Source organism: Rhizobium deserti (assembly GCF_004358025.1).
Taxonomy (GTDB): Bacteria; Pseudomonadota; Alphaproteobacteria; order Rhizobiales; family Rhizobiaceae; genus Neorhizobium; species Neorhizobium deserti.
In genome coordinates this window covers 71,360-83,855 of the sequence record NZ_SMTL01000004.1, presented here as the reverse complement: position 1 = coordinate 83,855, position 12,496 = coordinate 71,360, and the positions used below count along the sequence as shown (strand labels likewise).

Below are 12,496 nucleotides of genomic sequence, written 5' to 3'. Positions count from 1 at the left end.
GGGATCGACAGACCATGAGGATTGCGTTTCTCGGCTTCGGTGAAGCAGCGCGTGCCTTTCACGACACTCTGGCTTTGAGGCTCGATCATGGCCAGTTCCGCGCCTATGACCGGCTTCTGGATGATCCGGCAGCGGCGGAAGATATGCGGCTGGCGATGACGAGCCGCGGCGTTAATGTGGCCGGATCTCCGGCCGAACTTGCCGATGCCGAATGGATTTTCAGCGCCGTGACTGCTGATCAAAGCCTTGAGGCCGCAAAGTCGATACTGCCCCATCTCGGCCAAGGCGCCCTGCTGATCGACATCAATTCAGTTTCGCCGCAGCGCAAGGTGGAAACCTCCGCCCTTGTCGATGCCACAGGTGCCGATTATCTCGACATGGCTGTCATGGCGCCGGTTCATCCCAAAGGTCATGGCACGCCGATCTTGCTTGCCGGAAAAAACGCCGGCGCCATTCTCGATCGCATGCGGAGCCTGGGGTTCAACGGAGAGTTTGCAGGCGACGCGCCCGGTTCGGCAACGGCAATCAAGATGGTGCGCTCCGTCTTCGTCAAGGGGCTCGAAGCGATCACGATCGAGGCCCTGCTTGCAGCCGAAGCCTCAGGCTGTTTCGAAGAGATTTTAGCTTCGCTCTCGCAAAGCTTTCCAGGCCTGGATTGGTCGAAATTCCCAGCATACCAATTCGAGCGGACCACGCGCCACGGGCGGCGACGGGCCGCCGAGATGCGCGAGAGCGGTGCCACTTTGGATGCGCTCGGCCTGAATGGCGGCCTCTGCCGGGAGATTGCGGCTATTCAGGACAAGATGGCTGCGATCGGAATCAAAACGACGGAAGAACTTCGGTCGACCGTAGCGAGCCTATTGGCCGCTCGCGTCCAGACAAGGCTTTGACCGCTTTCTGCTGCTAGGTCATCTTCAACCTGACAACGTGCACCTCGATGCATGTATACACCCAGGCTTGGCCGATCCACGAGATGTCGCTAAGATGGCGATCCGGCAGCAGCAGGATGTTCATTTGGAAGAGGCCTCGAGATCGACGCACACAGCCCGCGCCCTGATGGAGCTGCGCAAGAAAATCTTGAGCGGCGACTATCCGGGCGGCACCAGGCTCTTTGAGGTTCCGCTGGCCGAAACGCTGCAGATTTCGCGCACGCCGGTGCGTGAAATCATGTCCCGGCTGGCGGAAGAGGGCCTCCTGGATCGGCTGGCGAACGGCGGCTTCGTCGTGCGGAGCTTTACCTATGCCGATGCGGTGGATGCCATAGAGCTGCGCGGCGTATTGGAAGGAACCGCAGCAAGGCTCGCTGCCGAACGTGGCGTCTCCCAAACCGGCCTCCAGCAGCTCCGCGACCTCTTGGCTCAACTGGACGCCTGCTTCGGGCAAAACTTCGGGGACGTTGATCTTGAAGCCTATTCCGGACTCAACGCAGAATTTCACGCGCTTCTGGTGAAGCTGTCGGGTAGCACGGTCATTCGGCGCGAGGTGGAACGATCGACGCGTCTACCATTCGCCTCGCCCTCCGCTTTTTTATCCGGCCGCACTCATGTCGCCGCCTTCCGCCAGTCGCTTCATATTGCCCAGGACCAGCATCGCTCCCTTGTTGCAGCAGTTGCCGGGCGCGAAGGGGCACGTGCCGAAGCCCTTGCGCGTGAGCATGCACGCATTGCCCGGAAAAATCTGGAATATGCCGTTTATGAAGATCCGCAGCTGATGCTGAGCGTCCCAGGGCTGGTGCTGCTCAGTTCCTGAGCTCCTATCTCCGCACCCGAAGCGACAGGGCACCCTCCTGCAACGGAGAGAAATTTCGCTTGAACTTTTCTCTCCATGAGAACATGTATACATTCTGTCCAAAACTTAGGGAGGAGTTTCCGTGACACCGACAAGCTTGAGCCATGTCCTCAAGGATGCAGGCAATACAGTCGAACATCTTCGCAACTCCAAAACCGGCATCTATGTATACCCGGTTGTCGCACCGGAGTTTTCCAACTGGCGATCCGAGCAGGCGGCGTGGCGTGAAACCGCCGTGCTTTTCGACCAGTCGCACCACATGGATGAACTTGTCGTCGAAGGCGCGGATGCGGCAAAATTCCTGGAAAGCCTGTCGATCAACAGCTTTGCCAATTTCGGTACCAACCGGGCGAAGCACTATGTGCCTGTGACGCCGGCCGGCCATGTAATCGGCGACATGATCATCTTTCGTGAAACGGAAGAAAAATTCGTGCTGGTGGGACGAGCCCCCACGGCGAACTGGCTGCTCTACAATGCTTCGCTTGGAAAGTTCGATGTGAAGCTGACGCATGATCCGCGCTCCCCGTCTCGTCCGGACGGAAAAGAGGTCAACCGTATTCACTACCGCTTCCAGATCCAAGGCCCTGATGCTCCGAAAGTCTTCGAGAAAATGAACGGCGGACCGATCCCGGAGATCAAGTTCTTCCACGTGGATTGGATTAATGTCGCGGGCCGCAAGGTCCAGGCTCTCCGCCACGGCATGGCCGGAGCACCGGGTCTTGAAATCTGGGGGCCTTACGCGGAAAAGGACGAGGTGCGGGCGGCCATCGTCAAAGCTGCCGAAGATGCAGGCGTTGACCTTCGCCTCGTTGGCAGCCGCGCTTACGCGACGAACACGCTCGAATCCGGCTGGATACCCTCGCCTCTGCCGGCGATTTACACCGGCGACGAACTTCAGGCCTATCGGGACTGGTTGCCCGCAAACAGCTACGAAGCCAACGGCTCCATCGGCGGCAGCTATGTTTCCGATAACATCGAAGACTATTACCTCAACCCCTACGAACTCGGCTACGGCGTCTATGTGAAGTTCGACCATGACTTCGTCGGGCGGGCAGCGCTGGAGAAGATGAAGGAAACCCCGCAGCGTCGTAAGGTGACCTTTGAATGGAATCCGGAAGACGTGGTGAAGGTGATTGCTTCGGCTTTCCAGCCGGGCGAGCAGGCTGCCAAATGGATCGACTTCCCGCTCTCCAATTATGCTTCTTCCAGCTTCGACCAGGTTTTGAAGGACGGCAAGGTCGTCGGCCTCTCCATGTTCAACGGCTATAGCTATAATGAGCGCTCGATGCTTTCGCTTGGTGTCGTGGACGCGGACATCAAGGAAAACGATGTTCTGACCCTGATCTGGGGTGAACCGGATGGCGGCACCTCCAAGACCTCTGTTGAGCAGGGGCATAAGCAGGCCGAAATCCGCGTACGGGTCGCCGCCGTCCCCTATGCCCAGGAAGCGCGGGAAAATTACGCCGAAAGTTGGCGCACCAAGAAAGCCATTTGATCAATTGGCGTGCGAGAAGATCTCTCGCACGCCGCACCGTCCGTCTCGGCCGGGCGTTTCATCCCGCTGCGGGAGGAGGATTGGAACATGGCATTGATGAACCTTTTCAGGGGGAAGCCGGAGGCGCGTTCTCCTGAACCCGTCAGCTTCAAAGGCATCATCGTAGATTACTCGATCGAGGTTATGCCCCGCACGGCGGCCAAGATCGACAACTTCAAGACGCTGCTTCCGGCTGGGACCCGTATTTATATCGCCCATATCGAAGGCACCACCATCGAAGACATGGTCGCGACGGCAAAGCGTCTTCATGAGGACGGCTTCCCGGTCATGCCGCATTTCCCGTCTCGGATCATCCCAAGCGCCGCAGTTCTGGAGGATTGGATCAGGCGTTACAGAAACGAGGCGGGCGTTGAGCAGGCCCTGTTGCTGGGCGGTGGCGTATCGACGCCCGCCGGCGATTTCGACAGCTCGATCCAGCTGATCGAGTCCGGCCTTTTCGACCGCTATGGCTTCAAGCGGCTGCATGTCGCCGGGCATCCGGAAGGCAACAAGGACATCGACCGCGATGGCAGCAGCAGGATTGTCGATGAAGCTCTGAAGTTCAAGCAGCGCTATTCCGAACGGACCGACGCTGAGATGGCCATCGTCACGCAATTCGCGTTCGACGCCAAGCCGGTCATCGCATGGGCGGAGCGCATCGCCGCAGCAGGGATCAGCCTGCCAATCCATCTGGGCATAGCCGGCCCGACCAAACTACAGACACTGATAAAATTTGCCCTGAGTTGCGGGGTCGGCCCCTCCATCAGCGTGTTGCAGAGGCGCGCCATGGATCTCAGCAAGCTCCTGCTTCCCTATGAGCCCACGGATTTCCTCAATGAGATTGCCGACTACAAGGCTGCGCATCCGGACAGCCTGCTAGACCGCATTCATGTCTTTCCGCTGGGCGGCATCCGGGCGAGCGCCGACTGGATGAACGAGCAGCTTGCCGGCCGGCGCGACGTCACGCCTTGATCCTGCACTGCCGCTCGCGGATCATTCCAGCAGCTAGCTGCTGGTGTTGGGAGCTTGGGAAAGCCGCTCGATGTAGCGCTTGGCCGAGCGAGCGACGATCGCCTGACCATCGTTCCGGACATTCTGGCTCGAGAAGGCGCCATAGATCCGCTCGAACGGCCACGGAGCCAGGCGCTCCGCGACATCCGCCACCTCCGGCGCGCTGAGCGGGATCATGTTCGGATAGCTCCACATGAAGGAGACATAATCCGCACCAGGCGTCACCTGGACGATATCCCCCGCGAGCAGAACACCCACGCCATCCTGCGCGGTCCAGTGTAGCACTGTGCCACCTGCAAAATGTCCCCCGGCATGAACCAGCGTGACAGAAGACGAAAGGGCAAGCGCTGCCTCGTCCCAAAGCCTGACATGATCCGACGCGCGGCAGATCCACTGCTGGTCTGCTGCATGAAGGTAGATGGGAGCGTCGAAGGCCACCGCCCAATCCTGCATGGTCGTGTAATAATGGGGATGGGAAATAGCGATGGCGCTGATGCCCCCGAGGCCGTCGATGAGCGTTTTCGTCGCTTCGTCGAGATGGGCCATACAATCCCACAGGACATTACCGGATGGTGTCTGCAGCAGCAGCGCCCGCTGGTTGATGGCGAAAGCGGGCATGGTCTGGATGGACAGAAGACCAGGCTCCAGCTGCTGCCAGCTGTTTCGATGGCTGGCCGCCAGCTTTGATGGCGTGGTCCAGGTCTGCCCGGAAGGCGGAACATATTGCCGCTCATCCGCGCAGATTAGGCAGGAAGGAGGTTGGTCGGTCGCCTGCTCGAAGGACGTGCCACACGCACAGCAAATAAAGACAAACAATATTTCCTCCCTATCCGACCCATGCTTCCACTAGAGGTCTTAGTGGATCTGCCGCGGTGATGGAAAGAGAAACCTTTTGTCAGAAGATCGCACGTAGAATCACAAGCCTCTTCACCTTTTTCAAAGACCAGCGGGTTAGTCTTGCCGCAGCACAACGGAGGTGGAGAGCCTATGTCAGCCGGAAAGCCTGAAAGGCTTGTCAACCTCGACATCTTGAGGCTGGCTTCAGCGATAATGGTTTTGCTTTTCCACTACGGCTTTCGCATGCAGATTTCCGGCGAAAGCGGCGGCCTCGGCTTTCCTGAACTGGCGCCTTTCGCTATGTGGTGCGATGCCGGCTTGCTGATCTTCTTCGGCATTTCGGGTTATGTCATCACCATGTCGGCACAAGATCGGTCGGCTTATGATTTCGCGGTCGGGCGTGTGGCAAGGCTCTGGCCGAGCTTCATCGTCTGCGCGACGATCACTGCGGGCGTCTTGGCCATTTGGCCGGTTCCGACGATTGCTCCGCCGACCATTCAACAATGGCTTGCTCATGGGATCATCATCTCCAGAGCGCTGGGGCAGCCCTTTCTGGATGGCGCCTATTGGACCATCGCCTACGAAATCATCTTTTACGGCTGGGTTTTCCTGCTAATCGCGACCGGGTTGTTTCAGCGGCAATGGCGTCTGATTGTCACGGTCTGGCTTTCCGTCTCTGTCGCCAATGAAGCTTTGTTGCACAGCGGCGCGCTTCAAAAACTGCTGATCACTCAATATTCGGGCTATTTCGCCTTTGGCCTGGTGCTCTTCAGGCTGAGGCAATCATTCTCAGTATCGGGATGCTGCATGCTTCTAGCCGCCACCTGTTGGGCCACGGCGGCACCTTTCATCACCGAGGCGGAGTTTCTGGCGACCTATGGCTTCCATCGGAACATGGGCGGACTGTTCCTGATGGGACCGCTTGCTGTCATCTGCGTGGCGGTTGCCGCGCTCGGACCTTCGATGCCGATACGGCCCCGGCTCGCGATGGCGCTTGGCGGGCTGACTTACCCGCTCTACCTGCTGCATCAGAATATCGGCTATGCCGCTTTCGCCCATTTCGGAACGCCTGGAAACCGTTGGACGGTCATGGCGCTTGTTCTGACGATCCTGCTCCTAGCCTCGTCCCTGATTGCAAGGACCGTGGAGCCTGCTGCTCGCCGGTCAGTTACGCGATTGGGCGCAAGCCTTCGATCAAATCTGTCGCGGCGGATACAGCGAGAAGCGTGATTGGCTGATCATAGTGAAAGGCGCAGCCGAGGCCGCGCCTTTCATTTCCCAGGACTTCAGAGCCCCAGATAGGGCCAGACTTCGTGAGCGCCGCGCCAGATCATTTCCAGCGATACGTAAAGAATGACCAGTAACCCGACATAAGCAATCCAGCGATGCTTGTTCAGCAGGCGGGCAATGAAGCTTGCTGCAATCCCCATCAGCGCAATCGAAAGCACCAGGCCGAAGATCAATACCGTTGGATGCTCATGCGCAGCACCTGCCACCGCCAGAACGTTGTCGAGCGACATGGATATGTCCGCAATGACGATCTGCCAGGCAGCTTGGGCAAAGGTCTTGCGTGGGGCGCCGCCCGCGACACTGCCATCGGCGTTCAGGTCGGCATTGGCCAGAGCCTCATTGGCATCGTCGTCGTGACTGTGGGGCGTACGCAGTTCCCGCCACATCTTCCAGCAGACCCACAAGAGCAGCACTCCGCCTGCCAGGAGAAGACCGACAATCTGCAGCAATTGGGTTGTGGCGAGTGCAAAGCCGATACGGAGGACAGTCGCGGCAATGATACCGACCAGGATGGCTTTGGCACGCTGGTCCTTCGGCAGACCTGCCGCGGCCAGGCCAATGACGATCGCATTGTCGCCGGCCAGCACCAGGTCGATCATGATAACTTGCATGAGAGCCGAAAAGCCCTCCGGTGTGAAAATTTCCATCATATGGCAACCCATTCAAGGCAGGGCGCCTCATGCCGGAGACTGTCCAATAAGCACTGCAGTTGAAACCTTGCTAAGTCCCATTACTGCTTTTGTCGGACAATTTTCACGAACACCAGGCACCGAAGTTGGACGATCCAGTCCGACATCGCAGCTCTCTGAGCTGCCAGAGGGGCCCGGTCCTGGCATCAGGACATGTATCCGGATGCCTGTGGAAACTCAAGGCCTTCAATCTGGGGATGGTGCAAAATCTGCGAAGTTTACAAGGCAATAGCTGATGTCTTCGCAATCTCGCCCGCCCGTCTCACAAGTATAATGAAAATCTGCCACGGCTCCGATACCGGAAGCGATCCGGCTGTTCCTATCTTTCCTTTCGGAGGCTTCGAAATGTCTTCTCTCCCCGTGGTCGGCGCTGCAATGACGTTGGATGAACTTGAACTTCACCGCGATTGGCTTTTCGATAAGCAGCGCGATCTCGAATTGCAGGATTTTGTCACCGCAGATGTCCTGGACGGTGATTGGATGCCGCTTGTCGAACGGGCGAAAACGCTGCTCGACGGCCACCAAGGCCGGCTTGGCATCCATGGACCATTCTGGGGATTTACCATCGCATCGCCGGATCCGGATATCCGTGCCGTTGTCGCGAAGCGGATGAAACAGGGGCTGGACATATGTGCGGCCCTTGGTGCAACACAAATGGTTGCCCATAGCCCCTATACGACCTGGTCCTACAACAATCTCGACAACAACGAGGGCGAACGTGAGCGGACCGTGGAATACGTCCACCTGACGATGCGCGACGCGGTCAGGCAGGCCGAGGATATCGGCGCAGTCATCGTGCTTGAGAATATCGAGGATATCGACCAGCATGCGCGGGTCGCATTGGCAGAAAGCTTCGGCTCGCCGGCCGTCGCTGTTTCCATCGACACCGGTCACGCCCATTACGCTTACGGCTCAACCGGCGCTCCGCCGGTCGACTACTATGTCAAGGCTGCGGGCGAGCGCCTCCAGCATATCCATCTGCAGGACGCTGACGGCTATGCCGACCGCCATTGGTCTCTCGGAGAAGGCAACATCCTTTGGCATTCCGTCTTTGCTGCATTGTCAGGTGTGCGCAGCAATCCCCGGCTGATCATCGAGATCAAGGACAAGTCGAAGATACCGGCCTCGGCACACTATCTGGAATCGCTCGGCCTCGCCCAGTAAGCGGCAAGGCGCTGCCGCCACACAAATTGAGACGGCCGGGCCTTCACCCCGGCCTACTTCTTCAGGCGGGTCAGCAGACTTTCGACGATCCGCTTACCCAGCGCCTCGTAATCCTCATCAAAATGGTGGCCGCCCTCGATCGGAACCGTTTCCACACCCCTTGCTTTCAAATCCGGGCAGGGGTCGTCGTCTTCGTCCGTGCCATAAACGCACTGAACCAGGTGCGGGTCGATTTTGGCTATCTCGGCGACGGTATCACCGCCCTTTCCATCACCCGCCACGCCCAGCCAGCCGGTAACGGAGATTTCGTAATCGACCTCCTTTGAGAGGGCGAGCAGCGATATCTGCCTTATCCGTCTTTTGTCCGCCTCGGGAAGCAGATTATAAGCCGCAGGCAGGACATCTGCGCCAAAAGAATAACCAATGAGGATAACATTGGAGACGCCCCATTGACGGCGATAGGTGCTCATGATCCTCGACAGGTCGTTGGCAACTTCCTGTGGCTGCCGTTCCGACCAGAAATAGCGCAGCGAGTCGATGCCGACCGTAGGAATCCCCTGTTTCTGAAGATAACCGCCGACCTCGCTATCGATGTCGCGCCAGCCGCCGTCTCCGGAAAACACCACCGCCATCGTATTCATCACCGGGGCAGCTTCAAGAACGGTCAGCGGCAGCTCCAAAGGCTGATCGCTTTTTCTCCCCCGCGAAATTTGCTCGGTCAGCAAGTTCATGAAAGCAGCATCGGCGGTACCGGGGATCTGCTGTATCTGCACATCCGGATGCTCCTGCTTCAGCTTTTGCGCATGCGCGACGCCTGCCGGATCAGCGCCCTGGGTCAGAGCTACCGTCACTTCTGCCGGCAGCGGCCCGTCCTGAAACCCGTAGATAGTGCGAGCGCCGAGGTTTTCCTTGGACGCCGGCGTGCACAGTTCCTTGGCAAGAGGAATTCCGGCGGCAGGATCCACCGCAACCGCCTGGCCGATCGTCACCAGCGGGCTCTGCGAGATCATTGCAAGCGCAAGCGCGCCGCCCTCCCCGATGCCGGCCACGATCGGGTGGCGGTAGACCGGATTGCCCACACGCCGCTGCACCTGTTGTGAAATGTCTTCCACATCGGAAATCATGTAGACGCAATCGCCCTGGTCCTCGGCGAGCGCCCGCATATAGCTTGGGAAATCGACTCCCACGACCGCCGCGCCGGCCTCAACGAGGGCTTTGGCTTGCGCCTCCTCCCGCTCGCCCCAGCCCTGTCCATTGGAAATCAGGAAGACCATCGCAGCAAGGTCCTTGCCGGCCGGCAGGGAGATATGCGGCGCCGGGATCATGCCAGTCTGGTAATCAGGTTGCTGCGCCCATGCAGGATGGCCAAACAAAAGCGGGCCGGCCAGCACCGTGACGATCCGCCAAATCTTCATTTTCCGACCACTCCTCTCAAGCCGCCACCAATCAGGAGAGTCGCGTCCATCATGGCAATGGCTGGACCTACGCTTGCGACGGCTAGGTACCGAGGCTCCCAACGGGGATGAAACTTAGATTTAAACGCCTTCAGGCCTTTGAAATTGTAAAACCGCTCGCCGTGCTCGAAAACCACGCTGCCGACGCGATCCCAGGCCGGAGCTGCTTCACGCTGGGCCATGCCAGCCAGCGGCGCCATACCAAGGTTGAACTCACGATAACCGGCATCCCGAAGATATTCCATGATCCGCACAAACAGGAAGTCCATGGAGCCTTTCGGAGCGTCCGGCGCAAACCGCATCAGATCGACAGTTCCCTCTTTCCTGGTGTCCGTGAGGGAAAGGGTGGCAAAGGCGATGATCCGCCCCTCCTTACGAAGAACCGCGACCGGTTGCGCGCTGACATAATCTTCGCGGAATGCTCCAAGCGAAAACGTCTTTTCGCGGGTGCTGTGCAGCGCGAGCCACGAGTCCGAGACAGCCCTGAGCGCGTCGATGGAGGCCAGCACCTCCGCCTGCTGTATCACCTCGAACTCCAGCCCCTCACGCAATCCTTTGTTGACCGCCTGCCGCAGTCCCGAGAGCCTGCTGCCCTTTAGGTCAAAATGGGGAAGTTCGACAATCGCCAGTTCGCCAAGCCTGAAGGCCCGCAAACCAGCATCGGCGCAATAAGGCAGAAGCGCCGGCGAGATCTGGTAGAATATGGCACGTCCACCCTGGGCGCGGGCCTCTTCCACAAACCGCCAGACAAGCTCAGGCGTCTCCTCTGCAGGGCCGACAGGATCGAAAAGGGCGATCCATGAGCGGCCCTGAATGCCGTACATGATGAAGGCCTTGCCATTGTCTGAGAACATCAGGCGCTTGTCGCCCATGCGCACAAGGTTGGCATCGGCCGAATCCTGCGACATCACGATGGAGATCGCACGCTGGACATCATCATCCGTTGAGGGTGCGGTACGGGTAGCCGCGGGCCGCAAAAGGCTGAAAATCGCGATGACCGCCGAGGCGATCGCCACGCCAAGGATTGCTCGAAGACCGCGCGGAGCTTCGGCGGAGAATTCAAACTGCCACCAGAGCTCATGGCTGTAGTCCACCTCGCGGTAGACGAAGAAGAGGATAGTCAGCGCGCCAGCGACGAGGATGAGCATGGCCACGATCCAAGCGGGCGTTAGGGCCTGGCGGAAGAGCGATGCGGGCCGCGTAAACAGCTTTGCGCTGAGGAGTAGGCCGACCAGAAGCGTGACCAGGAAACCTGCTTCAAAAAGCGCAAGAGCTCTTACAAATGAAAACAGCAAGGCTAGTGCGGTGCAGACCACGGCTGTCCACCAGGCGCCGTCCAGTCTTTGGGCGAGGCCTCTCGACGTCACAAAAAGAACGATACCGAGGATGCTGGACAGGAAATGGGCACTCTCGACCAGCGGGAGTGGCAAGTAGTTAAAAAGGATATCGAGATCTGAATCAGGCGTCGGCGTGACGCTGGAAAACACCAGCATGGCCCCGGCAATCATTGCAAACGTCGCGAGCAGCAGCGGCGCGAGGCGGAATTCCAGCTTGCGGAGCGTCGACGCGACCGGATGATGCGTCAGTTGCTGAACTTCGAGAGCGATGATGAACAGCGTCGCCACCAGGAGCGGCAGCACATGATAGATGACCCGGTAGAGAACGAGACTTCCAAGGACCTGATCAAGATCCACAGCATTGCCGAGTGCAGCGACGATAATGGCTTCGAAAACGCCCAGCCCGCCCGGCACATGGCTGAGCACGCCGGCTCCAACCGCTGTTGCATAGATCGCCAGGAAGGAGGGCCAGCCAATATCCGTCTGCGGCAAGAGTACGTAAAGCACGGAAGCAGAGGCCGCGATATCAAGTGCCGTGATGAGGAACTGCTGCGAGGATGTACGCGTATCGGGAAGCCGGAGCTTCACTTTGCCGACCACAACTTCCCGCCCGTCGCGCCCGATGATGACAAGCACCGACAGCGCGACCAGGATGAGGATAGCCAGCCAACGAACCCATGCCCCGTCGATACCGATAATAGCGCCGATCCTCGGCGCCGTCACCAATGATGCAAGGGCGGTGACGGCAAGAAGGCCGATCCCGAACGCGAGCGTGACGAAGGCGATGACCCGGCCAACCTCGTCGGGCGTAAGGCCGAGACGGGAATATCCGCGAAAACGGATGGCGCCGCCGCTGAGTGCCCCAAATCCAGCGGTATTGCCGACCGCATAAGCACTGAAGGCCGTCATGGAGACCGGCAGGAAACGCAGGCGCTTGCCGATATAGGTGAGAGCGTTCATGTCGTAGCCGATCAGGGCAACGAAGCTCAAGGCGGTGAAGAAGATGGCAAGCCCGATGGAGGACCATTTGGTTGCAGTCAAAGCCGCAATGACATCGTCATAGCGGACTTCCGTTGTCAGATCGTAGATCGCGAACGCCGTGAAGCCGAAGACCAGCAGGACGGCCAAAGGAATGAGATAGCCGCGATAGTTCTCGAAGAACTGGCTAAAGCTGAAGCGCTGACGATCATCGGAGTTCATTGGCAAGCCGGATGCTGAGACTGCCGGATCATTGTTGAAGTCGCCAGCAAAAGCAACGTGATCACGGCCATAATGTGTCGGCGTTATTAAGCAGGTATCGCACTGAACCCGCTCAGAGTGCATACTAGTTTTGCAGGCTCAGGAGCTGGCCTTAATCGCCAACGAAAACGGGCGGAGCCTGAAGCCCCGCCC

The 12,496-nt window shown here is 58.9% G+C and carries 10 protein-coding genes; 6 read left to right on the top strand and 4 right to left on the bottom strand.

The features are described from left to right. Positions 1 to 14 precede the first annotated feature (14 nt). From E2F50_RS16125 to E2F50_RS16110, 4 genes are all read left to right on the top strand, one after another. Positions 15 to 890: an NAD(P)-dependent oxidoreductase gene (locus E2F50_RS16125; RefSeq protein WP_133317210.1), complete on the top strand. Its 876-nt coding sequence runs from the start codon at positions 15 to 17 to the stop codon at positions 888 to 890. Between the two features lie 94 nt (positions 891 to 984). Continuing rightward, complete coding sequence (locus E2F50_RS16120; RefSeq protein ID WP_133317209.1) at positions 985 to 1,749, top strand: GntR family transcriptional regulator; 765 nt, start codon at positions 985 to 987, stop codon at positions 1,747 to 1,749. Between the two features lie 121 nt (positions 1,750 to 1,870). Beyond that, a complete protein-coding gene (ligM, locus tag E2F50_RS16115; RefSeq protein WP_133317208.1) occupies positions 1,871 to 3,283 on the top strand; it encodes a vanillate/3-O-methylgallate O-demethylase in 1,413 nt (470 codons plus the stop codon). Positions 3,284 to 3,370: 87 nt separating this feature from the next. Next, positions 3,371 to 4,294 (top strand): methylenetetrahydrofolate reductase, encoded by a 924-nt coding sequence (locus E2F50_RS16110; protein ID WP_133317207.1) that lies wholly within the window; start codon positions 3,371 to 3,373, stop codon positions 4,292 to 4,294. A 33-nt stretch (positions 4,295 to 4,327) separates the two neighbouring features. Here E2F50_RS16110 and E2F50_RS16105 read toward each other — a convergent pair whose 3' ends face one another. Continuing rightward, complete coding sequence (locus E2F50_RS16105) at positions 4,328 to 5,149, bottom strand: MBL fold metallo-hydrolase (protein WP_133317206.1); 822 nt, start codon at positions 5,147 to 5,149, stop codon at positions 4,328 to 4,330. A gap of 171 nt (positions 5,150 to 5,320) precedes the next feature. On the opposite strand from E2F50_RS16105, the gene E2F50_RS16100 reads away from it, so the two are divergent. Continuing rightward, positions 5,321 to 6,400: an acyltransferase family protein gene (locus E2F50_RS16100; protein WP_133317205.1), complete on the top strand. Its 1,080-nt coding sequence runs from the start codon at positions 5,321 to 5,323 to the stop codon at positions 6,398 to 6,400. Between the two features lie 56 nt (positions 6,401 to 6,456). On the opposite strand, the gene E2F50_RS16095 is transcribed toward E2F50_RS16100, so the two are convergent. Further along, on the bottom strand, positions 6,457 to 7,110 hold the full coding sequence (locus tag E2F50_RS16095; RefSeq protein ID WP_133317204.1) for a TerC family protein: 654 nt from the start codon (positions 7,108 to 7,110) through the stop codon (positions 6,457 to 6,459). A 384-nt stretch (positions 7,111 to 7,494) separates the two neighbouring features. Here E2F50_RS16095 and E2F50_RS16090 point away from each other — a divergent pair, with 384 nt between their 5' ends. Continuing rightward, complete coding sequence (locus E2F50_RS16090) at positions 7,495 to 8,313, top strand: sugar phosphate isomerase/epimerase family protein (RefSeq protein ID WP_133317203.1); 819 nt, start codon at positions 7,495 to 7,497, stop codon at positions 8,311 to 8,313. 53 nt (positions 8,314 to 8,366) lie between these two features. On the opposite strand, the gene E2F50_RS16085 is transcribed toward E2F50_RS16090, so the two are convergent. Continuing rightward, entirely contained in the window at positions 8,367 to 9,728 is a 1,362-nt protein-coding gene (locus E2F50_RS16085; RefSeq protein ID WP_133317202.1) for an AcvB/VirJ family lysyl-phosphatidylglycerol hydrolase, read from the bottom strand. After that, on the bottom strand, positions 9,725 to 12,304 hold the full coding sequence (gene mprF, locus E2F50_RS16080) for a bifunctional lysylphosphatidylglycerol flippase/synthetase MprF (protein ID WP_133317201.1): 2,580 nt from the start codon (positions 12,302 to 12,304) through the stop codon (positions 9,725 to 9,727). Before mprF ends, E2F50_RS16085 begins: the two co-directional genes overlap by 4 nt. Positions 12,305 to 12,496: the final 192 nt, after the last annotated feature.

Bases quoted from the DNA above. Each gene is read 5' to 3' on its own strand.
- E2F50_RS16125 (WP_133317210.1), top strand. From the start codon at position 15: ATGAGGATTGCGTTTCTCGGCTTCGGTGAAGCAGCGCGTGCCTTTCAC.
- E2F50_RS16120 (WP_133317209.1), top strand. From the start codon at position 985: ATGGCGATCCGGCAGCAGCAGGATGTTCATTTGGAAGAGGCCTCGAGA.
- E2F50_RS16110 (WP_133317207.1), top strand. From the start codon at position 3,371: ATGGCATTGATGAACCTTTTCAGGGGGAAGCCGGAGGCGCGTTCTCCT.
- E2F50_RS16100 (WP_133317205.1), top strand. From the start codon at position 5,321: ATGTCAGCCGGAAAGCCTGAAAGGCTTGTCAACCTCGACATCTTGAGG.
- E2F50_RS16095 (WP_133317204.1), bottom strand. From the start codon at position 7,110: ATGATGGAAATTTTCACACCGGAGGGCTTTTCGGCTCTCATGCAAGTT.
- E2F50_RS16090 (WP_133317203.1), top strand. From the start codon at position 7,495: ATGTCTTCTCTCCCCGTGGTCGGCGCTGCAATGACGTTGGATGAACTT.
- E2F50_RS16085 (WP_133317202.1), bottom strand. From the start codon at position 9,728: ATGAAGATTTGGCGGATCGTCACGGTGCTGGCCGGCCCGCTTTTGTTT.
- mprF (WP_133317201.1), bottom strand. From the start codon at position 12,304: ATGAACTCCGATGATCGTCAGCGCTTCAGCTTTAGCCAGTTCTTCGAG.